The following is a 20,617-nucleotide window of genomic DNA, read 5'->3' as shown; positions in this document are numbered from 1 at the left end:
TCGCGATGACGCGCGTCAGATCAGTGACCGCAGCTTCTCGGTCAGCACGTCCCAGCGCCATTCCGCGTCCACCCACGCGCGGCCGGCATTGCCCATCTGCGTTGCCAGCGTGCGATCGGACAGGATTCGCACGATCGCGTCCGTGATCTCCGAGACCGACGTCCCGTCGACGACGACACCGGTCTTGTTGTGCTGCACCGCTTCCGGCGCACCCCCGGACATGCCCGCGACGACCGGTACGCCGCAGGACGACGCTTCGAGGTAGACGATGCCGAGACCTTCGACATCGAGACCGGCACCTCGGGTGCGGCTCGGCATCGCGAACACGTCGGCGATGGTGTGGTGGGCGGCGAGCTCCGCCGACGGCACGGTGCCGGTGAACACCACGTGTTGCTCCATTCCGGTGGATCGAACGAGCTCGCGCAGGGTCTTCTCGTAGGGTCCGCCGCCGACGATGACCAGGACCGCTCCGTCGACGGCCCGGCGGATCCCCGGAAGCGCACGGATCAGGAAATCCTGCCCTTTGCGCGGAACGAGCCGGGACAGGCACAGAACGGTGGGGCGATCACCGAGGCCGTAGCGCGCGCGAAGGTCCGTTCGCGCCGCGTCGTCGGGCACGAAGCGATCGGTGTCGACACCGGGCGGTAGGTGTTCGAGGGCGGCAGTCCGCCCGAACGCCGAGCTGAAGCGCCCCCGGGTGTACTTGCTGACGTAGGTCACCACGTCGGTGTTCTCGCCGATCGTGCGCAGGGTCGCACGCCCGCCCGGCACCATCGACCAACCGACCTCGTGACCGTGCGTACTGGCCACGATGCGATCGGCCCCGGCCTTGCGCAGGTACGACGACATCACCGCCAACGGAGCCGACGCACCGAACCACACGGAATCGCAGCCTCGGGACTTCAGGATTCGAGCTGCGCGACGCGCGACGAGCGGAGTCGGCAACATCAGGGTCGTCGGATGCCTGATCACCTCGAAAGGCTGCGCGGCATCGAACTTCTCGTGCGAGTCGCCCCGCCACCGCGGTGCGTACACCACCAGCTCGTCGGCCGGCAGTTGCGAGGCGAAGCTGTGGAGATAGGACTGAATACCACCCGGGCGAGGAGGAAAGTCGTTCGTCACGAGCAGAGTACGACGCATGGCGACAACCGTAGCGCCCCGTCTCAACCGGCCTGGCGAGCCACCCAGTCGCCCCACGAGGCGACGAACTGTGCGCGGCTCGTTCCCAACACCGACGCGAAGACAGAATCGGTGGAGCTGTCGGAGGCGAGCGACTCGTACAGGGTGCGCAGCCTCGACTCCCCGAATCTGTCGGCCACGAATGCGAACACCGACCACGCCGATTCGTAGGCCACACTCGATCTGGCCCCGCCTGCACCGAAGTCCTCGTTCTTCGGCAGCACCGTCGGCGGCCCGCCCGCCGCCACGATCGCCGCGAGAGTGGGGGCGAGTTGCACGAACTCGGCACCGGAATTTCGATACCCGGAATAGTCGGCGAACCCTTCCGACACCCACAGCTCGGTACCGTCGGACGTCTTCGCCCTCGCCGCCACGTGGGTCAACTCGTGGCGCAGAACCGAGCGCACGGTGAAGGGCGTCAACCGCGTCGCGGCGTCGGGACCGAACACCACACGCTGACCCGTCGGACGGGAGCCGTCGCCCACCACCGCGTCGGACACCGTCACTGCGGCCACCTCGGTGGACGGCGCGGACCCCGTCAGTTCGGCGAACTCCTCCGCGGAGGACGCGACGAACACCAGCCCGTCGCGCGCCCAATCGTCCCCCCAGAAGTCGGTGACGGCCGCGGTTGCCGACGGAAGTTCGGCGGCCAGGCTCTCGACGAACTGCTCGCGGTCCGGATGCCCCATGACCACCGATGTCCCGGCTGCGGTGGGCACCGAGCGCACCTTCAAGGGCCCGAAATCCCACGGCCCACGCCAGGTGTGGCGTCGGTATTCGGTCAGGTCCGCGTCGTCGACCAGCCGCCAGCGACCGTCCCGCTCGGCTACCACCAATGAGACCGGCCGACGCGTCGGCGACGCGTCCGGCCCGGCGACCGCGTACTTCAGATACACCGCCGGTGCCCAGACGTCGGTCGAATCCAGCGCCTCGGCGATCTGCGGCGGCACCGGAGTTTCGGGCTCGTCACCCAACTCGTAGTCGAACTCGGAGAAGGGCACGCCCGGCACCACTGCGGCCCGGCGCACCTGCGCCTCCACGAAGTCGGGGGCGGCCAGAGGATCCATCGACTCCCGCAGTGCATCGAGATCGCCGGAGCGAACCGCACGGGCCCACTGGTCCAGGAGAACGGTCACCTCGGCGCGACGCTGCTGATCGTAGGTCGGCGGGTTTCCCGCGACTGTCGAGTCGGCAGTACCTGCGCTGGACGTGCTGTCGAAGCGGTGAACTAGGACGACCGAGACGGCCACCGCGGCCACGAGCACGACGGCGAGCAACCGCACTCGTAGCGATCGGGCGAGAACACGCAATCCGGAGCGCCGGTTCGAGCCACTCACGCAGGCGTTCGTCGATCGTCGAGGCGCACCTCAGTATCGACGCGCACCGTAGTACGGGAACGATGCCATCGACTGAACCTTCACAGGAACACCGAAGGTGGAGGCATGGAGCACGTTGCCGTTCCCGGCATAGATCCCGACGTGAGAGATGTCCGGGTAGAACAGGACGACGTCGCCCGGCTGCAGATCTTTCTGATCCACCGGCGTTCCGCCCGCTGCCTGCGCCTGACTCGACCGCGGCAATGTCTTGCCCACCTGCTTGTAGGCCCACACGACCAAACCGGAGCAGTCGAAGCCGTCCGGACCGGTGCCGCCCCAGACATACGGCTTGCCGATCTGCGTCAGGCCGGCCTGCAACGCACTGGCACCCGATCCCGGCGTCAGATTCTGCAGAATCGTGGTGGGATCGAATCCTTCGGGCAGGGCCGATCCGGCGAGAGCCAACTGCTCGGAGGACGAGAGCGCACTGTAGGCAGCCATGACCTCGGCTATCTGACCCTGCAGCTCACTCTGCTTGGCCTGAAGGTCGTCGCTGACGGCCTTGGCCTGTTCGGCCGCGACACGTGCCTGGTCGGCGGCCGTCGTTGCGGCCTGCTCGGCCGTCACGGCATCAGAGCTCGCCTGCTTGAATCGAGCGACCTGGTCGGCGGTATCGGCAGAGATCACGTCCAGTGCAGACATCTGGTCGAGCAACTGTTGCGGCGAATCGCTGACCATCACGGCGAACAGTCGATTGGTCCGCGCACCCTGGTAGTTGACGTTGGCGACCTTGTCCATGGCCGGTTTGAGCTGCGCCAACTGCGCCTGCGCTGCCTCCAGTGCGGCACGACTCCGGTCGACGGCGACCTGTGCGTCGAGTTGCTGCTGGTTCTTGGCGTCGAGATCGATCTGCGCGTTGTGCAGAGCTTCGTTGGTTTGCTCGGACTGGCGAGAGAGCTCGGCGAGTTCGGTCTGCGCGTCGGACGCCGAGTCGAATCCCGGCTGCGCGGTCGCCGTCGTCATCGGGACCACGACCATGCACGCGGTCAGTGCGACAGCAACCACCGAGTTGCGGGCCAGCCGCAACGCTCGGGTAGATCTCGATAGGGCCACGGAAAGCGACTCTCCGTCCTCACACGTGTTGCCTCGAGCGAGGCAACGGTTGGAAAAGTGGACCGAAACCGAACCATACCCATGCTCTTGCGGGCGCGGACGTGAACACGGCCCGAAATCGATGGGGATTCGAGGTGACAGGTCACAAAGTAAACATCGACCAGGTCTCGATCAGATTACGAACTAGGGGCTTCCCTGTCCACCGGATCGGCGTGTCGCGCGGCCGGTGTCCGGATACGACGACAGGGCCGAGCCGATGGACGGCTCGACCCTGTCGGTCGATCACAGCGGACGTCGCTCGCTCGAATCAGTAACGGCGAGCACCGTCGAACGGCATCGAGGCAAGCGGAGCAACCTTGACCGGAACGCCGGAGGTGGATGCATGCACGACATTGCCGTTGCCGACGTAGATGCCCGAGTGCGAGCCGCCGTAGAACGACACGACGTCGCCGGGAACCAGGCTGTCGCGCGAGACCGGAGTGCCCGCGGCCGCCTGGTCGTAGCTGGTACGGGGCAGGCTGATGCCGGCCTGCTTGTACGCCCACTGGACGAGGCCCGAGCAGTCGAACGAATCCGGACCCGAAGCGCCGTACACGTACGGTGCTCCGATCTTGGACTCAGCGGCCTGAACGGCCTTTGCTGCCGGGGTGACCTGGGGTGCCAACGGCGCACCCGGTGCAGGCACACCCGGGATGTTGAGGGGAGGGAGGCCCGGGATGTCAGGAATCTCGAAGGTTCCGACGCCGGGAATGGTGAGGGGGGCCGCCATTGCGGGTGCAGCGGGAATGATGACCACGCCTGCAGTGAGCGCTCCGGCTACGAGGACTCGCCGCAATGATCGGTTGGAAAGTTGTGACGCCACGAAAGATGGTGCTCCGTTTCTTCCTATCGTCCGCCGACCGAGTTAGCTGACGGGTTCGGGCTGGGAAGAGCAGCCCTACCCACCGGCCACCGTGTGGTGGCTCAGCGGGATTCACCCCAGTAGATATCGGGTTCCCGGTACGAACACTCTCGCGAGTGAACGATTAGGCGGTGACTTGCGACGCCACTCCGGTTTGGACTGGCGAGACTCCGCAAGGTCTCAGGAAGGTTACGAAATGGCATACCCCCGTGTCGACCCCAACTCGCCGAGGCGAGCGGATTCGGCTCGATTCTCGCTAGCCGGCGCGCTGATCCCCCGGTGTGTCACGAGTCGATAACAACGGAACCTCGGCGGTGTCGTCATCGTTCACAACGAGCTTGAGTGCGGGCACGAGGCCGACATCGGCGAGCACACCCATGGCACCGAGTTCTTCCTGCTCGAGAGTGATACGAGACGGCGGCCCGACCCACCGGCCGTCCGATCTCGACGGCATCCCCGGAGCCCCCAGAAGCACCGTCACGACGCAGTCCGCGCAGGCGATGTCACGGACCAGGCAGTCACTGCAGTCGATGATCATTGTGATCCTTGTCTCTTTGCGGTTTCCGGCGGCCGAATCGGCCGACGAAGCGAAAGATAGCGACGGGCACCGACAGGTTTCGTGACACGGCGACGTTCGACGGCACCATGAACGTTCTTGTCGGGGGTCGGCCCTAACGTCGTCGCGGTGAGCCTGCCCATCCAGCTGACGTTCGACGAACTCGATACCCCGCTGCACGAGACCACGTTCGTCGTCGTCGACCTCGAGACCACCGGCGGAAGCGCGGACACCGAGGCCATCACCGAAATCGGCGCGGTCAAGGTACGAGGCGGCGAAATTCTCGGCGAATTCGCCACCCTGATCGACCCGGGCAGATCCATCCCGCCGTACATCGTGGAACTGACCGGCATCACATCGGCGATGCTCATCGGCGCGCCGCGCATCGAACGGGTTCTTCCCGGTTTCCTCGAGTTCGCACGCGGTTCGGTGCTGGTGGCGCACAACGCCGGCTTCGACACGGGATTCCTCAGAGCCGCCGCCAGTCGTCTCGACATCGCATGGCCGCGGTTCCAGGTGCTGTGCACGGTCAAGCTGGCTCGACGCGTTCTGACGCGCGACGAGGCACCTTCGGTGAAGCTGTCCGCGCTCTCCACACTGTTCCGATCCGGTACCAGGCCCACCCACCGCGCGCTCGACGACGCCCGAGCGACCGTCGACGTTCTGCACGGCCTCATCGAACGGGTGGGCAATCAGGGGGTTCACAGCTACGCCGAGTTGGTCGACTACCTGCCCGCAGTGTCGGCCGGCCAGCGCGCCAAACGCGGGCTGGCTGCTCACCTTCCCGGCACGCCCGGCGTCTATCTGTTCCGCGGCCCGTCCGACGAGGTGCTGTACGTCGGTACGTCCAACAACCTCAAGCGGCGTGTGCGCAACTACTTCACCGGTTCGGAGACGAGAGGCCGGATGAAGGAGATGGTCGCACTGGCGACTCGCGTCGACCACGTCGAGTGTGCGCACGCGCTCGAAGCCGGGGTCCGCGAGTTACGTCTGCTCTCGGCGCACGTCCCGCCGTACAACCGCCGCTCGAAGTTCCCCAGGAAGGGGTGGTGGATCACCCTGACCGACGAGGCGTTCCCCCGCCTGTCGATCGTCCGCACACCGACACCGAACAGTCTCGGACCGTTCTCGGTTCGCGGCGACGCCGCAGAGGCCGCTGCGCTCGTCGCCGAGTTCTGCCGCCTGCGAACCTGCACTCGCCGACTCGCGCGCTCGGTTCGACACGGCGACCAGTGCCCGGCAACAGACGTCGGAGGCTGCCCTGCGGCTTTGTGCGGACCGTTGACGGCCGACGAGTACTCGGATGCCCCGAGGCAGTTTCTCGCGCTCGTGTGCGGTCAGGACGATGCCGTGCTGTACTCCATGCGCCGCCGCGTCGCCGAGCTCGCGGACAAGGAGCTGTTCGAGACGGCCGCTCGTCTGCGTGATCGAATCGCGATCACCGTCGATGCACTACGCAGGATGCACCGATCGGCGGCGGTGGCCGCCATTGCCGAACTCGTTGCGGCGAAACGAACGGCCGACGGCGGGTGGGAGTTGATCGTGGTGCGCTTCGGCCGTCTGGCCGGCGCTGCCGTCGCACCGCGCGGAGTGCATCCGATGCCTGTCGTCGATGCCATCACCGCGTCGGCCGAAACGGTGCTGCCCGATACGACGCCGCTTCGCGGTGCGCCGCCGGAAGAAGTGGGACTGATCGCGGCGTGGTTGCGCACGGACGGAGTCCGGATCGTGCGCACGAGCAGTGGGTACTGCAGCCCGGCACGGTCGGCGGGTTCGTGGGAGTCGTGGTGTCGGACGGCGAGAGAAGCAGCGAGGGCAGGAGTGGAGCCTGCGGAACGACCGTTCGGGGCAGGAGTGGAGCCTGCGGAACGACAAGTGTGGGCAGGAGTGGAGCCTGCGGAACGGCTCTCGGGATATGGCAGCCATTAGGGTTTGGGGGTAGCTCGCGTCGGACACCGAGCTCGAGATGCGGGAGGAGCACAGATGATCAATGCCATCGTCTTGATCGACGCCGAGGCCGATCTGATTCCGGAGGCGGCGCAGGCCGTGGCCGATGTCGACGGGGTGTCGGAGGTCTATTCGTGTGCTGGGGATGTCGATTTGATCGCCATCGTCAAGGTTCGCGATCATGCTTCGATCGCAGAGGTCATCACCAAGCACATCAATCGAGTGAGGGGTGTGCGCAGCACCACCACTCACATTGCGTTCCAGTCCTATTCGAGTGCCGATGTCGATGCGGGGTTCTCGATAGGCGAATAGGCACGTTCGGTGTCAGTCGGCGAGTTCGGTGGTGCATCGACCCCAGTCGGCGAGTAGCTGTGCTGCCGCGCCTGAATCGACTGTCTTTGCGGCAGTGACCAATCCGGCTTCGATCCGGGCGTGGAGGTCGTCGGACACGCCGTGGTGCGCTGCCATTGCTGCGGCAGCGTTGAGCAGTACCGCGTCGCGGACGGGGCCGTGTTCACCGGCGAACACTCGGTGCGCCACGGCCGCGTTGAATTCTGCGTCTCCGCCTCTGAGTGCGTCGATGGGCGCTCGGGCGATTCCGTAGTCGACCGGGTCGATCGTCTCGACGGTGACGGCCCCGTCGGACACCACGTGCACGGTGGTCGTGGTGGACAGGGTGATCTCGTCGAGGCCGTCGTCACCGCGCACGACGAGCACCGAACTGCCGCGTTGGGCGAATACGCCCGCGACGACGGGGACAAGATTCTCGAAGGCGCAGCCGATCAGTCCGGCGCGGGGGCGGCCGGGGTTGGTCAGCGGGCCCAGCACATTGAACGCCGTCGGGATCCCGATCTCCTTGCGGGCGGGACCGGAGAAACGCAGCGCGGGGTGATGGATCGGGGCGAAGCAGAACCCGATACCGACCTGCTCGACGCTCGACGCGACTCCGGCAGCGCCCAGGTTCACGTGCACTCCCAGCGCTTCGAGCACATCGGTCGTTCCGCTCTTGGACGACGCTGCGCGGTTGCCGTGTTTGACCACTCGTACACCACTGGCGGCGACGACGATCGCGGCCATCGTGGAGATGTTCACGGTGTCGGCTCCGTCACCGCCGGTTCCGACGACGTCGACGGCGTCACGGTCGGTCTCGACGAGAAGGGCGTGCGAGAGCATCGACTCGGCGAGACCTTCCAGTTCCGCAGGCGTCGGGCCCTTCATCTTCAGCGCCACCCCGAAGGCGGCGATCTGCGCGGCTGTGGCGTTGTCGGACATGATCTCGTCCATCACCCAACCGGTGTCGGCGCTCGACAGGTCGGAGTACGTGGTCAACGCTCCGAGAATTCGACGCCACGTTCGCGGCTGCTCGTCACTGGTCGGTGCGGTCATGGTGGTTGTGCCGTGCCCTTCTGCCGTCGATGCCCGTACGGTGCGGTGGAAGCTTAGCCAGACGCTGCGCCGGGCTGCGCAGGCTGCAGTGCGTCCCACCCGAGTACCGCTCCCCCTCGTCGCTGGGCGAGCCCGGCCATGCGAGAACGCTCCTGTGAGCAGTGCAAGGCGTCGAGCACCTGAACACGTTGCAGTACCAGAGGCACGCCGTCGTCGACCCGAGGGCGGTAACCGGGGCTCTCAGGTAGATCGACGACGGGTCCCACCTCGTAGCCGTCCTGAGCCGCGACCGCCGCAGCGTCCTCGACTTGGTCCGAGGGCAACACCAGATGATGCCGGAGCACCACGTCCGCCGACTCCGTCCACACCGGCTGGGTCCTCGCTGCTTCGTCGAGCACGGCCGAACACGCCTGTGCATCGTCGAAGCAACTCGCCACTGTCACGAGGTCGTCACGGGTGGGGTCCAGAGGTTCTGCCGTCGATCGCGAGAACAGTCTCCGAAACCATCCACCCTCTGTGCGCTTTGCCATGAGGCCAGCCTTGCACGACTGGACCCTACCGGCCCGTACAGGGGCTCTCACCAGCACGGGAACAAGGACGGACCCGGATTCGTTCCGACACGACGCGCCAAGAGCGGACCCGGATATGCCTTCCGTACTACGACGGGTCATACTTCTCTTTGTGACGAGCGCTGTAGGGACTCAAGGATCGGCAATCACCCAACGCGTGCACTCGCTGAACCGTCCCAATATGGTCAGCGTCGGCACGATCGTGTGGCTGTCGAGTGAACTCATGTTCTTCGCCGGACTGTTTGCGATGTACTTCGTCGCACGCGCCCAGGCGAATGGAATCTGGCCGCCCGAGCCGACGGAGCTGAACCTCGCTCTCGCTGTGCCGGTGACCGCGGTGCTGATCGCATCGTCGTTCACCTGTCAGCTGGGTGTGTTCGCCGCCGAGCGAGGTGACGTCTTCGGACTCCGCCGCTGGTACATCATCACTCTGATGATGGGCACGTTCTTCGTGGCCGGCCAGGCGTACGAGTACTACCACCTGGTGCACGAGGGCACGACGATCTCGAGCAGCGTGTACGGCTCGGTCTTCTACATCACGACCGGCTTCCACGGACTGCACGTGATCGGCGGACTCATCGCCTTCGTCTTCCTGATCACCAGAACGTTGGTCAGCAAGTTCACGCCAGCACAGGCCACCGCCGCCATCGTCGTTTCGTACTACTGGCACTTCGTCGACATCGTCTGGATTGCCCTCTTCGCAACGATCTACTTCATCCGCTAGTGACAGTCAGCACGCCAAAGATAACGAGCGAACGGATTCAGCCCCCGACGTTCGGTCCGTCCCGACACGACAAGGGATAGAAGATGAGTTCATCTCCCCCAGCAGCATCCGACGACAACGCCGCCTCCAAGACGAGACGGCAGCGTAAGACGCGCCGACGCATCACCGGTGCGCTCGTTCTGATGATGGGCCTTCTGAGCGCAGGATTCCTCGCCTCGGCTCTGACGCCGGCTCCGCAGGTCGCGACCGCCGATACCGATTCGGCAGCGCTGATCCGCGAGGGCAAGCAGCTCTACGACACGTCCTGCGTCACGTGCCACGGAGCCAACCTGCAGGGTGTTCAGGATCGCGGACCGAGCCTCATCGGCGTCGGCGAAGCGGCTGTCTACTTCCAGGTGTCGAGCGGCCGCATGCCTGCCGTCCGCAACGAGGCGCAGGCGCTGCGCAAGCCGCCGAAGTTCAACGACAAGCAGATCGACGCGCTGGGTGCCTACATCCAGGCCAACGGTGGCGGACCGACGGTCATCCTCGACGAGAACGGCGAGATCGCTCAGGAGTCACTGCGCGGCGACGACATCGGACGCGGAAGCGAGTTGTTCCGACTCAACTGCGCCTCCTGCCACAACTTCACGGGCCTCGGCGGAGCTCTCTCCTCGGGTAAGTTCGCACCCCCGCTCGGACCCGCGAACGAGCAAGAGATCTACACCGCGATGGTCACGGGTCCTCAGAACATGCCGAAGTTCTCCGATCGCCAGCTGACGCTGGAAGAGAAGTCCGACATCATCGCCTACATCAAGTCGTCCACCGAGACGCTGCCCGCAGGCGGATGGAGCATCGGCGGCTTCGGTCCCGGTACCGAGATGATCGCTATCTGGACGGTCGGCATCATCGCCGTCGTCGGAGCAACTTTGTGGATCGGAGCTAGATCATGACCGACGGCGATTCCGGCCGTAAGGACGCGAACAACGACGAATCCGGACGCAAGGATGCGCCCGGTGCCGAAGGCGTGAACGCGGACAAGAAGTACACCGACGAGAAACTCGCCGCGCTCAGCCGCGACGACCTGGTCAAACTGGGCACCAACCTCGACGGTGTCGACGTCGCTTTCCGCCGCAACCGTTGGGCAGTGGAAGGTACCCGCGCCGAGAAGCGCGCCGAGCGCAGCGTCGCCATCTGGTTCTCGATCGCCGGTCTCGCTGCGGTCGCGTTCATCGGTATCTACCTGTTCTGGCCGTGGCAGTACGCCGGTATCGGCGAAGAGAACTACATTGCCTACTCGCTCTACACCCCGCTCATCGGCGCGACGATGGGTCTGGCGATCCTCGCGGTCGGTGTCGGCGCGGTGCAGTTCACCAAGAAGTTCATCCCCGAAGAGGTCTCCATCCAGGACCGTCACGACGGCGGTTCGTCGGAGACGGATCGCAAGACGCTCGTGGCGGAGCTGGGCGACTCCCTCGACACGTCGACCATCGGTCGTCGCAAGGTGATCAAGCGGTCGCTGGTCTTCGGTGGTGGCGCACTCGGTGTGATGGCGCTTCTCCCCCTGGGCGGCCTGATCAAGAACCCGTGGGCGAAGGGCGAAGATTCGCCGTTGTGGGTATCCGGCTGGACTCCTCGCTACGATGGAGAGACCATCTACCTCCGACGAGACACCGGGCGACCGGAAGATGTCGTTCTCGTTCGGCCCGAGGACTTGGACGCTGGTGCCATGGAGACCGTCTTCCCGTTCCGCGAAGCGGATCGCGAGAGCGAGCACGACCTGCTCGTATCCCTGCGTGGTGTTCGCAACTCGGTGATGCTCATCCGCCTTCGCCCGGACGCCGCCAGCAACGTCGTCAAGCGCAAGGGTCAAGAAAGCTTCAACTACGGCGATTACTTCGCCTACTCCAAGATCTGCACGCACCTGGGTTGCCCGACATCGTTGTACGAGCAGCAGACCAACCGAATTCTCTGCCCTTGCCACCAGTCGCAGTTCAACGCGCTCGAGTACGGCAAGCCGATCTTCGGACCGGCTGCGCGTGCGCTGCCCCAACTTCCCATCACTGTCAACGAAGAGGGATTCCTCGTCGCTTCGGGAGACTTCACCGAAGCACTGGGACCCGCCTTCTGGGAACGTCGTCCGGAGCGTGACTCATGAGTACATTGCAAAACCTCGCCGCCAAGCAGGCCGACGGCGTAGACAGTCGCTATCACTTGGCACCTGGGCTACGGCGCCAGATCAACAAGGTGTTCCCCACCCACTGGTCCTTCCTGCTCGGTGAGATCGCGCTGTACAGCTTCGTGATCTTGCTGATCTCGGGCGTGTTCCTCACCCTGTTCTTCGACCCCTCGCTCAGCGAGGTCGTGTACGACGGTGCGTATACCCCGCTCAACGGTGTGACGATGTCCAGGGCGTACGCAACGGCTCTCGACATCACGTTCGAGGTTCGCGGCGGTCTGTTCATGCGACAGATTCACCACTGGGCGGCTCTGATGTTCGCCGCCTCGATCATCGTGCACATGATGCGCATCTTCTTCACCGGCGCGTTCCGTCGCCCGCGCGAGGCCAACTGGGTCATCGGCTGCTTGTTGCTCATCCTCGCGATGTTCGAGGGCTTCTTCGGCTACTCGCTGCCCGACGATCTGCTCTCCGGCACCGGCCTCCGCGCCGCACTGGGTGGCATCACGATGAGCATCCCGATCATCGGTACGTGGATGCACTGGCTCATCTTCGACGGCGACTTCCCCGGCACGATCATCATCCCGCGCCTGTACGTCGCTCACGTTCTTCTGCTGCCGGCAATCATCCTGGCCCTGATCGCGGCCCACTTGGCTCTGGTCTGGTACCAGAAGCACACCCAGTTCCCCGGACCGGGCCGCACGGAACAGAACGTCGTCGGCGTTCGTATTCTCCCGGTCTTCGCAGTCAAGTCCGGTGCCTTCTTCGCCGTCACCTTCGGCATCCTGGCAGCAATGGGCGGACTGCTCCAGATCAACCCGATCTGGAATCTCGGACCGTACAACCCGTCGCAAGTGTCGGCCGGTGTGCAGCCCGACTTCTACCTGATGTGGACCGACGGCATGGCCCGACTGTGGCCTGCCTGGGAGATATACATCGCTGGGCGCTACACCATCCCGGCAGTGTTCTGGGTGGCAGTGATCATGGGTCTCGTCTTCACCGTGATGATCGCCTACCCCTGGATCGAGAAGCGTCTCACCGGAGACACTGCGCATCACAACCTGTTGCAGCGTCCCCGCGACGTTCCGGTGCGTACCGCGATCGGCGCGATGGCTCTCACCTTCTACGTGATCCTCACGCTCTCGTGCATCAACGACCTCATCGCGTACAAGTTCGACATCTCGCTCAACGCGATGACGTGGATCGGTCGTATCGGAATTCTCACCATGCCTCCGCTCGCCTACTTCATCGCGTACCGATTCTGCATCGGATTGCAGCGCAGTGACCGGGCAGTTCTCGAGCACGGCATCGAAACCGGAATCATCAAGCGCCTCCCGCACGGCCAGTACGTGGAAATCCACCAGCCGCTCGGACCGGTCGACGATCACGGACACCCGATCCCCCTCGACTACCAGGGCGCACCCGTACCGAAGAAGATGAACAAGCTCGGCTCGGCCGGAAAGCCTGGCTCGGGATCGCTGTTCAGTCCGGATCCGGTGGCACAGAGCAAGGCTCTCGAAGATGCCCTCCACAAGGGTGAACACGAGCAGCTCACGATGCTCCGCAACTACCAGGCGGGCATTCACGGCAACGGCCACGCGAACGGTAACGGTCACTCGAACGGCAACGGCCACTCGAACGGCCATGCCAATGGCAATGGCCACGCGAACGGCAACGGCAATGGACTTCATTCGGACGAGGACGCTGCTATTGCTTCGGGTCGAAGTGACAACGACAGAGAACACTGACATCTGACAGAGTCCGAAAGAGGGCGGCACCGGCAACGGTGTCGCCCTCTTTTCTTGTCTGCCGACACCATCCGGACCCAAAGCCTGGGCTCGCTGTCCTGAGCATGACGGCTGAGGATCCGCGAGAGTCCCGAGCGGCCCTCCCCTCCCCCACCGGCGGACGACCCACTCGCTGTATCGGCCGATCTCGGCTCGCGGGTTCTCGACGAACCGGTATTACTATCGGTCTCATGGTCCGCATTCCCCTCACCCCCGGCGAACTCGCCCGAGGTGCCAGGCTCGGCTCTGCGCTCCGTCTTGCCCGTGGTGGCCGAACCATGACCGAGGTTGCCGACAAGGCCGGCATCTCGGTCGAAACTCTGAGGAAGATCGAGACCGGCCGGATTCCGACGCCGGCGTTCTTCACCGTCGCCGCATTGTGCGGTGCGCTGGACATCTCCCTCGACTCGCTTGCCGATTCGACGTCCTGTTCCGGTCGGACCCACTCGGAGGCCGACGTCTCCTGACTGTCCCCCGTGGTGCGCCTCCCGCTTACACCTCCCGAGTTCATAGCTCCGTCGACGTCACAGCCGCCGTGAGCCGAGCATCCGGACCGGCCTGTGCGTGTACTACAGAAAAGGGCCCTGATCGTTCGTGAGAACGACCAGGGCCCTTGTCGGGTGGAGCTGGTGGAGTCAGTGGCGCTCGGCACCTACGTGGTACTCGAAGACCAAACCTGCGGCCGCGGCGATGACACAGAAGACGCCCAGAGCGATGAGCCACGGCTGGAAGAAGGCAAAGCCGATGGCAGTGACGGCTGCAAAGGCTGCCAGCACGATCGGCCAGAAGCTGCCGGGGCTGAAGAAGCCCAGGTCGCCTGCACCGTCGCTCACCTCGGCGTCGTCGAAGTCTTCCGGGCGCGTATCGAGGCGTCGGGCGACGAACCTGAAGTAGGTGCCGATGATCAGCGTCAGACCCACCGACAGGAAGATCGCGGTGACTCCGGCCCACTCCACTCCTGTGCGGCTCAGGCCCGTGAACAACGTGTACACGATGCCGACCAGGAGGAAGAAGACAGTGAGGATTTCGAAGATCTTGGCTTCGATTTTCATATCAGCATGCTTCCTTGGTCAGTTGCCTTCAGCGACAGCGGCTGTTCGGAGGGTGCGGTCGGTAGAGAACGGCGAGGTGCTCGTTGCGAGGGGGCTTTCGCCGATGGCTTCGAGTGCCTGCGCATTGGTCAGTGCATCTCCGCCCTCGGACAGGGGCTTGCGCAGCTCGATGTACTGCTCGAACCGCTCCGGAGACACTGCACGAACCTCGAAGTTCATCATCGAGTGGAAGGTGCCGCACATCTCGGTGCACCGTCCGACGAAGGAGCCTTCGCGTTCGATCTCGCTGATCTGGAAGACGTTGTCGGAGTGGTTCTCCTCGGGGTTCGGGAGGACGTCGCGCTTGAACAGGAATTCCGGAACCCAGAATCCGTGGATGACGTCCGAGGACGCGAGCACGAACTCGATGCGCTTGCCGGTCGGCAGAACCAGAACCGGGATCTCGTCGCTGGATCCGACCGTTTCGATCTTGTTGTAGTGCAGGTACGACAGATCCTGCGTGGAAGCTCCGTTGATCGGTCCCGGAACGAATTCGCCGTCCTCGCTGCCCTCGGCACCTTCGCCCGGGGTTGCCGCGGCCTCGGCTGCAGCCTGCTCTTCCTCGTCGGTGCCCTCGTACTTGGCGGCACCGTCCTTGAGGTCGATGGTCCGGTATCCGAACTTCCAGTTCCACTGGTAAGCGGTGACATCCACCTGGACATCGGGATCTGCCTGCTTCTCGTCGACGTAGTTCTGCACCACGACCGTGAAGTAGAACAGCACCGCGATGATCACGAACGGAACCGCCGTGTAGAACAGCTCGAGCGGAACGTTGTACGCCGTCTGGCGAGGGAACTCCGGTGAGCTCTTCTTCTTACGGTGGAACAGCACCACCCAGAAGATGAGAACCCACACGATGATGCCCATGACCAGGGCTGCAATGACCGACCACGTCCACAGGTCGCCGATGCGTCGCCCCTGAGGGGTGACGCCCGAGGCGAAACCGAAATTGAGTACGTTGTCGCTGCTGATGGAACAGCCCGACAGCATCAACGCGGCTACACCGAGAAATGCTGTCAGCCCCGCTCGCCGAAGGATCCGACTCTGCGCCACGTTCACGCCTTCCTGATTGCCCACCACTGAAGAATAAGGGCTTCCACATGGAGATGCCCGAGTACTACGCAGCGTAGACCAAAGCCGGAGGAGAACCACCCTTGGGTCGTTACCTACGTCCGAGCGTGTCTGCGGCATACTCGGATCCTGATCTACAGTCCCGCTGACGACGCTCGCGGAGACCAGGACCCCTGCACTGTCCCCAACTGCGAGAAGAGGTAGCAGACGCCGTGTGTGGACTGCTCGGAGTACTCACGTCTCACGGAACGACCGCCGCCGGAGTCGAACTCGTCGCTTCGGCGACCCATTGCATGCGACACCGCGGCCCGGACGAGCCCGGTGGCACCTGGCACGACGACGACGTCGTCTACGGCTTCAATCGGTTGTCCTTCATCGACATCGAACACTCGCATCAGCCGATGCGTTGGGGTCCGCCGGAGTCGCCGAACCGGTATGCGCTCGTCTTCAACGGCGAGATCTACAACTATCTGGAACTGCGCGCAGAACTGGCATGCGAGCACGGTGCCGAGTTCAGCACCGAGGGTGACAGCGAGTCCATCGTCGCAGCGTTTCACTACTGGGGTGCTGCCGCTGTGGAGCGGCTTCGGGGCATGTTCGCATTCGCCGTCTGGGACACCGAGACCCGTGAGATGTTCGTCGCTCGCGATCCCTTCGGCATCAAGCCGCTGTTCCTGGCCACCGGTCCGGGTGGCACCGCATTCGGTAGTGAGAAGAAGAGCGTGCTCGAGCTGATGGAGTTGCTCGGTGTCGACACCGATCTCGACCCGCGCGCCATCGAGCACTACACCGTTCTGCAGTACGTCCCCGAGCCCGAGACCCTGCACGCAGGCGTTCGGCGGCTCGAGTCCGGTTGCTACGCCACCCTGTCCCCCGGTACGACGCCGAAGATCACCCGCTACTTCACACCGAAGTTCCCGGTGCAGCCGTTCGCGCCGGGCACCGAGAAGGCGCGGTACCAGGAAATCGCCGAGGCACTCGAAGATTCGGTGGCCAAACACATGCGCGCCGACGTCACCGTCGGCTCGTTCCTGTCCGGCGGCATCGATTCGACGGCCATCGCAGCTCTGGCGATTCGCCACAATCCCGACCTGATCACGTTCACCACCGGATTCGAGCGCGAGGGCTACTCCGAGGTCGACGTGGCGGCGGAGTCCGCGGCCGCCATCGGAGCGAAGCACATCGTGAAGGTCGTGGGGCCCGAAGAATTTGCGGCATCCATTCCCGAGATCGTCTGGTATCTGGACGATCCTGTGGCCGACCCCGCCTTGGTGCCGCTGTACTTCGTCGCCAAGGAAGCACGCAAGCACGTGAAGGTCGTGCTGTCCGGTGAAGGTGCGGACGAATTGTTCGGCGGATACACCATCTACCGCGAACCGCTGTCGTTGAAGCCGTTCGAGTCGCTGCCCGCCTTCCTTCGACGAGCGGCCGGCTCGTTGAGCGAGCGAATCCCCGAGGGCACGCGCGGCAAGAGCCTGCTCAACCGCGGATCGATGACCCTCGAAGAGCGGTACTACGGCAACGCTCGCAGTTTCAACGACGCGCAGTTGCGCTCGGTGTTGCGCGAGTTCCGGTCCGAATGGACCCATCAGGACGTCACCGCCCCGATCTACGCGCAGTCGCAGGGATGGGATCCGGTGGCTCGCATGCAGCATCTGGATCTGTTCACCTGGTTGCGTGGCGACATTCTGGTCAAGGCCGACAAGATCACCATGGCGAACTCACTCGAGTTGCGAGTCCCGTTCCTGGACTCCGAGGTCTACAAGGTTGCCGAGAAGCTCCCACTCGAGCAGAAGATCACCAAGAGCACCACCAAGTACGCTCTGCGTCAGGCGCTGGAGGGAATCGTTCCCGGTCATGTCCTGCACCGCGCCAAGCTGGGATTCCCGGTGCCACTGCGCCATTGGCTCCGCGGCACGGAACTGTTCGACTGGGCGCACCAGCAGATCGCCGATTCGCAGACCGATCACCTGCTGAACAAGGCAGCCGTCGTCGCAATGCTCGACGACCACCGCGCCGGCCGGTCCGATCACAGCCGTCGACTGTGGACCCTGCTGATCTTCATGGTGTGGCACGGAATCTTCGTGGAGAAACGCATCGTGCCGCAGATCGCCGAACCGGAGTACCCGGTCAACATCTGATCGAGGTCACCTCGCCGCCCCGATGGCTCGGGGCGGCGAGATCGGCATCAGACGGGGAGCAATGCCCCGATCTCCTCGCCCGCGTCGGCACCGTACGCCGCGGTCAGACGTTTGATCGCGTCGTCGCGATTGAGCTCCCACTCCTGAGTGCCGGTGGTCTCCAGCACCAGCACGGCCACGAGCGAACCGAGTTGCGCTGCGCGTTCGATACTGGCTCCGGCCATGTGTGCCGTGAGAAAACCTGCCCGGAAGCCGTCGCCGACGCCGGTCGGGTCGACCTTGCTCGTCTCGGGCACGACGCCGATGTGGGTGTGTTCGCCGCCCTTGGCCACGATGTCGACGCCGCGCTTACCCAGGGTGGTGACACGTAGCTCCACCTTCGCAGCGATGTCCGCGTCGGACATGCCGGTCTTCTGCTTCAGCAGTGCCCATTCGTACTCGTTGGTGAACAGGTACGCGGCACCGTCGATCAAGTCGGTCGCCTGCGCTGCGTCGAGCCGGGCGAGCTGCTGCGACGGGTCGGCCGCGAACGGGATACCCGCAGCGCGGCACTGGGCCGTATGCGCTGTCATGGCGTCGGGGTCGTTCGCGCCGATCAGAACCAGGTCCATCTCGTGCTGCGCCGCGAGCGTCTCGATGGAAATATCACGGGCCTCGCTCATCGCTCCGGGGTAGAAGGACGCGATCTGCGCCATGTCCTCGTCCGTGGTGCAGACGAAGCGGGCGGTGTGCGCGGTAGCGGACACGCTCACACCACTGCAGTCGACGCCGTGCTCCTCGAGCCAGGTCCGGTATTCGGCGAAGTCCGGTCCCACGGCCCCGACGAGAAGAGGCGCACCGCCGAGAACTCCGAGTGCGTACGCGATGTTTCCGCCGACGCCTCCCTTGCGAATCACCAGATCGTCGACCAGGAAGCTCAGCGAGATGTTCGAGAGCTGGTCGGCGACTATCTGCTCGGCGAACCGTCCGGAGAATCGCATCAGATGGTCGGTCGCTATCGAGCCGGATACCGCGAGAGTCACGAAGGAGGGCCTTTCGGTTCTTGAGTGCTGGAGAGCTGCTGGGCAGACACGACTGTGACCGATACACGCACGCGTGTACCGGTCACAGTCGAGTACGAGTCAGCTCAGTTGAACGAGTCGCCGCACGCGCACGATCCCGTGGCGTTCGGGTTGTCGATCGTGAAGCCCTGCTTCTCGATCGTGTCCACGAAGTCGATGGATGCACCCTCCACGTACGGGGCGCTCATCCGGTCCACTGCGAGCGTGACGCCGTTGAAGTCGACCGCGAGGTCGCCGTCGAGGCTTCGGTCGTCGAAGAAGAGCTGGTAGCGCAGTCCTGCGCAACCACCTGGCTGCACCGCGATGCGCAGCGCGAGGTCGTCGCGGCCTTCTTGGTCCAGCAACGCCTTGGCCTTGGTCGACGCGGTCTCCGTCATGGTGACCTTGTGCGCTGTGGTTTCGGTCGTTGTGGCCTCGTTCGAGACGGTCATGGGCTCTCCCTATCAGTCGTACAAACCCGTGAACTACTCAACCGTACTCCCGGTGGCTCTATTCCTCACGCTCGCCGCCTCGGTTGTACGGCAGTGTCGTCCACGTCGGCCGCTACGCGCGCGGCCAGCTGTTCGAGCTGGTTCGCCGCGTCGGACATCGCCAGCTCCACCGATCCTGCGAACTCACTGATCGAGTGCGCAGCGGAGATACCCGCCGATTCCAGTTCGTCCTCGGACAATGTGACCTGTCCCGCGAGCACGATCGTGTCGATACCGGTCGCGCCGCCCGCGGCAGCCATTCTCGTCACCAGCTTGCCCCGCAGCGATTGCGAGTCGAATTTGCCCTCACCGGTGAGCACCAGGTCGACGGAGTCCAACAGTTCTTGCTGGCCGGTCCGCTCGGCCACGACAGCCGCCCCGGGCTGCTGCCTGCCGCCCAGTGCGAACAACGCCGCCCCGAGACCACCGGCGGCCCCGGCACCCGGCCGGTCCGCCACGTCGTAACCCGCGGCGGACAGGACCGCCGCCCAGTCGGCGTTCAGCTCCTCGAGCCGAGCAACGGTCTCTGCGTCGGCACCCTTCTGTGGACCGAAGACTCGGGCTGCACCGGCGTCGCCCAGCAGCGGATTCTCCACGTCCGACGCGGCGACGAGGTCGATGTCGGACAACCGGGCGACTGCCGATCCGAGTCCGCCCAGCGCACGAATCATCGCGCGGCCACCGTCGCTGCAGCTACTTCCGCCGAGTCCGACGAATATCGTTTCGGCTCCGCTGTCCAGTGCCGCGCCGAGCAACTGACCGACGCCGTAGCTGCTCGCCTTCGATGCGGACAGTGGGGTGGGCGGCCCGTCGAGCAGATGCAGTCCGCAGGCCTGAGCCGATTCGATGTATGCCGCCGTGCCGTCGAGCAGCCATTCGGCTCGGACCGGGTTACCGAGCGGCCCGTCCACATCCGCGAACTGCACGGTGCCGATGCGGGAAGCCAGTACTTCGACAAAGCCGGGGCCACCGTCGGATTGAGGGGCGAGTTCGAGCTCGTCGGTCTCCCGAACCGACGCCCATCCCCTGGCGATGGCGTCGGCCGCGGCCGCGGCAGTCAGGGTGTCTCCGAACGAATCCGGCGCAATCATCACTCGCATCGTCGGAAGTCTAGGGCTGCAGCGACGGAACGGCATCCGCTGTTTCG

Annotated in this window: 20 protein-coding genes and 1 riboswitch; of the genes, 8 read left to right on the top strand and 12 right to left on the bottom strand. The window is 64.7% G+C overall.

The window, feature by feature from the left end:
• Positions 1–15: 15 nt before the first annotated feature.
• The 5 genes from CH296_RS20660 to CH296_RS20640 form a co-directional block, all read right to left on the bottom strand.
• On the bottom strand, positions 16–1,140 hold the full coding sequence (locus CH296_RS20660; RefSeq protein ID WP_094631670.1) for a glycosyltransferase family 4 protein: 1,125 nt from the start codon (positions 1,138–1,140) through the stop codon (positions 16–18).
• 23 nt (positions 1,141–1,163) lie between these two features.
• On the bottom strand, positions 1,164–2,516 hold the full coding sequence (locus CH296_RS20655; RefSeq protein ID WP_094685659.1) for a hypothetical protein: 1,353 nt from the start codon (positions 2,514–2,516) through the stop codon (positions 1,164–1,166).
• 30 nt (positions 2,517–2,546) lie between these two features.
• On the bottom strand, positions 2,547–3,533 hold the full coding sequence (locus CH296_RS20650; RefSeq protein WP_217901427.1) for an NlpC/P60 family protein: 987 nt from the start codon (positions 3,531–3,533) through the stop codon (positions 2,547–2,549).
• 382 nt (positions 3,534–3,915) lie between these two features.
• A complete protein-coding gene (locus tag CH296_RS20645; protein WP_179277790.1) occupies positions 3,916–4,470 on the bottom strand; it encodes a C40 family peptidase in 555 nt (184 codons plus the stop codon).
• An 18-nt stretch (positions 4,471–4,488) separates the two neighbouring features.
• Positions 4,489–4,650, bottom strand: a riboswitch (cyclic di-AMP (ydaO/yuaA leader).
• 115 nt (positions 4,651–4,765) lie between these two features.
• Entirely contained in the window at positions 4,766–5,047 is a 282-nt protein-coding gene (locus CH296_RS20640; RefSeq protein ID WP_032394407.1) for a hypothetical protein, read from the bottom strand.
• A gap of 147 nt (positions 5,048–5,194) precedes the next feature.
• Between CH296_RS20640 and CH296_RS20635 the strand changes: the two genes are divergently transcribed.
• Both CH296_RS20635 and CH296_RS20630 read left to right on the top strand, forming a co-directional pair.
• Entirely contained in the window at positions 5,195–6,994 is a 1,800-nt protein-coding gene (locus CH296_RS20635; RefSeq protein ID WP_094631714.1) for a DEDD exonuclease domain-containing protein, read from the top strand.
• 54 nt (positions 6,995–7,048) lie between these two features.
• Positions 7,049–7,324, top strand: coding sequence for an Lrp/AsnC family transcriptional regulator (locus tag CH296_RS20630; RefSeq protein ID WP_027497377.1), 276 nt, complete (start codon positions 7,049–7,051; stop codon positions 7,322–7,324).
• Positions 7,325–7,336: 12 nt separating this feature from the next.
• On the opposite strand, the gene trpD is transcribed toward CH296_RS20630, so the two are convergent.
• Positions 7,337–8,398, bottom strand: a complete 1,062-nt coding sequence (gene trpD / locus CH296_RS20625; protein ID WP_094647675.1) for an anthranilate phosphoribosyltransferase — start codon at positions 8,396–8,398, stop codon at positions 7,337–7,339.
• A gap of 53 nt (positions 8,399–8,451) precedes the next feature.
• Positions 8,452–8,928, bottom strand: coding sequence for a hypothetical protein (locus CH296_RS20620; RefSeq protein ID WP_094647673.1), 477 nt, complete (start codon positions 8,926–8,928; stop codon positions 8,452–8,454).
• Between the two features lie 151 nt (positions 8,929–9,079).
• Here CH296_RS20620 and CH296_RS20615 point away from each other — a divergent pair, with 151 nt between their 5' ends.
• From CH296_RS20615 to CH296_RS20595, 5 genes are all read left to right on the top strand, one after another.
• On the top strand, positions 9,080–9,691 hold the full coding sequence (locus tag CH296_RS20615) for a heme-copper oxidase subunit III (protein ID WP_032394410.1): 612 nt from the start codon (positions 9,080–9,082) through the stop codon (positions 9,689–9,691).
• Positions 9,692–9,774: 83 nt separating this feature from the next.
• A complete protein-coding gene (locus CH296_RS20610) occupies positions 9,775–10,623 on the top strand; it encodes a c-type cytochrome (protein WP_032394411.1) in 849 nt (282 codons plus the stop codon).
• Complete coding sequence (locus CH296_RS20605) at positions 10,620–11,828, top strand: ubiquinol-cytochrome c reductase iron-sulfur subunit (protein WP_256980523.1); 1,209 nt, start codon at positions 10,620–10,622, stop codon at positions 11,826–11,828. Before CH296_RS20610 ends, CH296_RS20605 begins: the two co-directional genes overlap by 4 nt.
• Positions 11,825–13,597: a cytochrome bc complex cytochrome b subunit gene (locus CH296_RS20600; protein ID WP_094685657.1), complete on the top strand. Its 1,773-nt coding sequence runs from the start codon at positions 11,825–11,827 to the stop codon at positions 13,595–13,597. Before CH296_RS20605 ends, CH296_RS20600 begins: the two co-directional genes overlap by 4 nt.
• Positions 13,598–13,827: 230 nt before the next feature.
• Positions 13,828–14,103 carry a helix-turn-helix domain-containing protein gene (locus CH296_RS20595; RefSeq protein ID WP_032394413.1) on the top strand — a complete coding sequence of 92 codons (276 nt, stop codon included), beginning with the start codon at positions 13,828–13,830 and terminating at the stop codon, positions 14,101–14,103.
• A 168-nt stretch (positions 14,104–14,271) separates the two neighbouring features.
• Here CH296_RS20595 and CH296_RS20590 read toward each other — a convergent pair whose 3' ends face one another.
• The gene (locus tag CH296_RS20590; protein ID WP_032394414.1) at positions 14,272–14,688 is read right to left on the bottom strand and encodes a cytochrome c oxidase subunit 4; all 417 of its coding nucleotides are present in this window, start codon (positions 14,686–14,688) and stop codon (positions 14,272–14,274) included.
• A gap of 18 nt (positions 14,689–14,706) precedes the next feature.
• The gene (locus CH296_RS20585) at positions 14,707–15,786 is read right to left on the bottom strand and encodes a cytochrome c oxidase subunit II (protein WP_032394712.1); all 1,080 of its coding nucleotides are present in this window, start codon (positions 15,784–15,786) and stop codon (positions 14,707–14,709) included.
• 224 nt (positions 15,787–16,010) lie between these two features.
• Here CH296_RS20585 and asnB point away from each other — a divergent pair, with 224 nt between their 5' ends.
• Positions 16,011–17,939 carry an asparagine synthase (glutamine-hydrolyzing) gene (gene asnB, locus CH296_RS20580; protein WP_094685656.1) on the top strand — a complete coding sequence of 643 codons (1,929 nt, stop codon included), beginning with the start codon at positions 16,011–16,013 and terminating at the stop codon, positions 17,937–17,939.
• 47 nt (positions 17,940–17,986) lie between these two features.
• Here the strand turns inward: asnB and CH296_RS20575 are convergent, their stop codons facing one another.
• The 3 genes from CH296_RS20575 to CH296_RS20565 all read right to left on the bottom strand — a co-directional run bounded on the left by CH296_RS20575 (position 17,987) and on the right by CH296_RS20565 (position 20,570).
• Positions 17,987–18,961 carry a carbohydrate kinase family protein gene (locus CH296_RS20575; protein WP_032394416.1) on the bottom strand — a complete coding sequence of 325 codons (975 nt, stop codon included), beginning with the start codon at positions 18,959–18,961 and terminating at the stop codon, positions 17,987–17,989.
• Between the two features lie 104 nt (positions 18,962–19,065).
• On the bottom strand, positions 19,066–19,431 hold the full coding sequence (locus CH296_RS20570) for an iron-sulfur cluster assembly accessory protein (RefSeq protein WP_032394417.1): 366 nt from the start codon (positions 19,429–19,431) through the stop codon (positions 19,066–19,068).
• A gap of 65 nt (positions 19,432–19,496) precedes the next feature.
• A complete protein-coding gene (locus CH296_RS20565; protein WP_094685655.1) occupies positions 19,497–20,570 on the bottom strand; it encodes a glycerate kinase in 1,074 nt (357 codons plus the stop codon).
• Between the last annotated feature and the right edge of the window lie 47 nt (positions 20,571–20,617).

Source organism: Rhodococcus sp. 14-2496-1d (assembly GCF_002259365.1).
Taxonomy (GTDB): Bacteria; Actinomycetota; Actinomycetes; order Mycobacteriales; family Mycobacteriaceae; genus Rhodococcoides.
The sequence above is the reverse complement of the archived record's forward strand: the minus strand, read 5'-3'. Positions and strand labels throughout refer to the sequence as shown.

What these genes read in the sequence shown, in the direction of transcription:
- CH296_RS20660 (WP_094631670.1), bottom strand. Translation starts at nt 1,140, where the DNA reads ATGCGTCGTACTCTGCTCGTGACGAACGACTTTCCTCCTCGCCCGGGT.
- trpD (WP_094647675.1), bottom strand. Translation starts at nt 8,398, where the DNA reads ATGACCGCACCGACCAGTGACGAGCAGCCGCGAACGTGGCGTCGAATT.
- CH296_RS20620 (WP_094647673.1), bottom strand. Translation starts at nt 8,928, where the DNA reads ATGGCAAAGCGCACAGAGGGTGGATGGTTTCGGAGACTGTTCTCGCGA.
- CH296_RS20565 (WP_094685655.1), bottom strand. Translation starts at nt 20,570, where the DNA reads ATGCGAGTGATGATTGCGCCGGATTCGTTCGGAGACACCCTGACTGCC.
- CH296_RS20570 (WP_032394417.1), bottom strand. Translation starts at nt 19,431, where the DNA reads ATGACCGTCTCGAACGAGGCCACAACGACCGAAACCACAGCGCACAAG.
- CH296_RS20590 (WP_032394414.1), bottom strand. Translation starts at nt 14,688, where the DNA reads ATGAAAATCGAAGCCAAGATCTTCGAAATCCTCACTGTCTTCTTCCTC.
- CH296_RS20610 (WP_032394411.1), top strand. Translation starts at nt 9,775, where the DNA reads ATGAGTTCATCTCCCCCAGCAGCATCCGACGACAACGCCGCCTCCAAG.
- CH296_RS20640 (WP_032394407.1), bottom strand. Translation starts at nt 5,047, where the DNA reads ATGATCATCGACTGCAGTGACTGCCTGGTCCGTGACATCGCCTGCGCG.
- CH296_RS20630 (WP_027497377.1), top strand. Translation starts at nt 7,049, where the DNA reads ATGATCAATGCCATCGTCTTGATCGACGCCGAGGCCGATCTGATTCCG.
- CH296_RS20595 (WP_032394413.1), top strand. Translation starts at nt 13,828, where the DNA reads ATGGTCCGCATTCCCCTCACCCCCGGCGAACTCGCCCGAGGTGCCAGG.
- CH296_RS20650 (WP_217901427.1), bottom strand. Translation starts at nt 3,533, where the DNA reads ATGGTCGTGGTCCCGATGACGACGGCGACCGCGCAGCCGGGATTCGAC.
- CH296_RS20600 (WP_094685657.1), top strand. Translation starts at nt 11,825, where the DNA reads ATGAGTACATTGCAAAACCTCGCCGCCAAGCAGGCCGACGGCGTAGAC.
- CH296_RS20605 (WP_256980523.1), top strand. Translation starts at nt 10,620, where the DNA reads ATGACCGACGGCGATTCCGGCCGTAAGGACGCGAACAACGACGAATCC.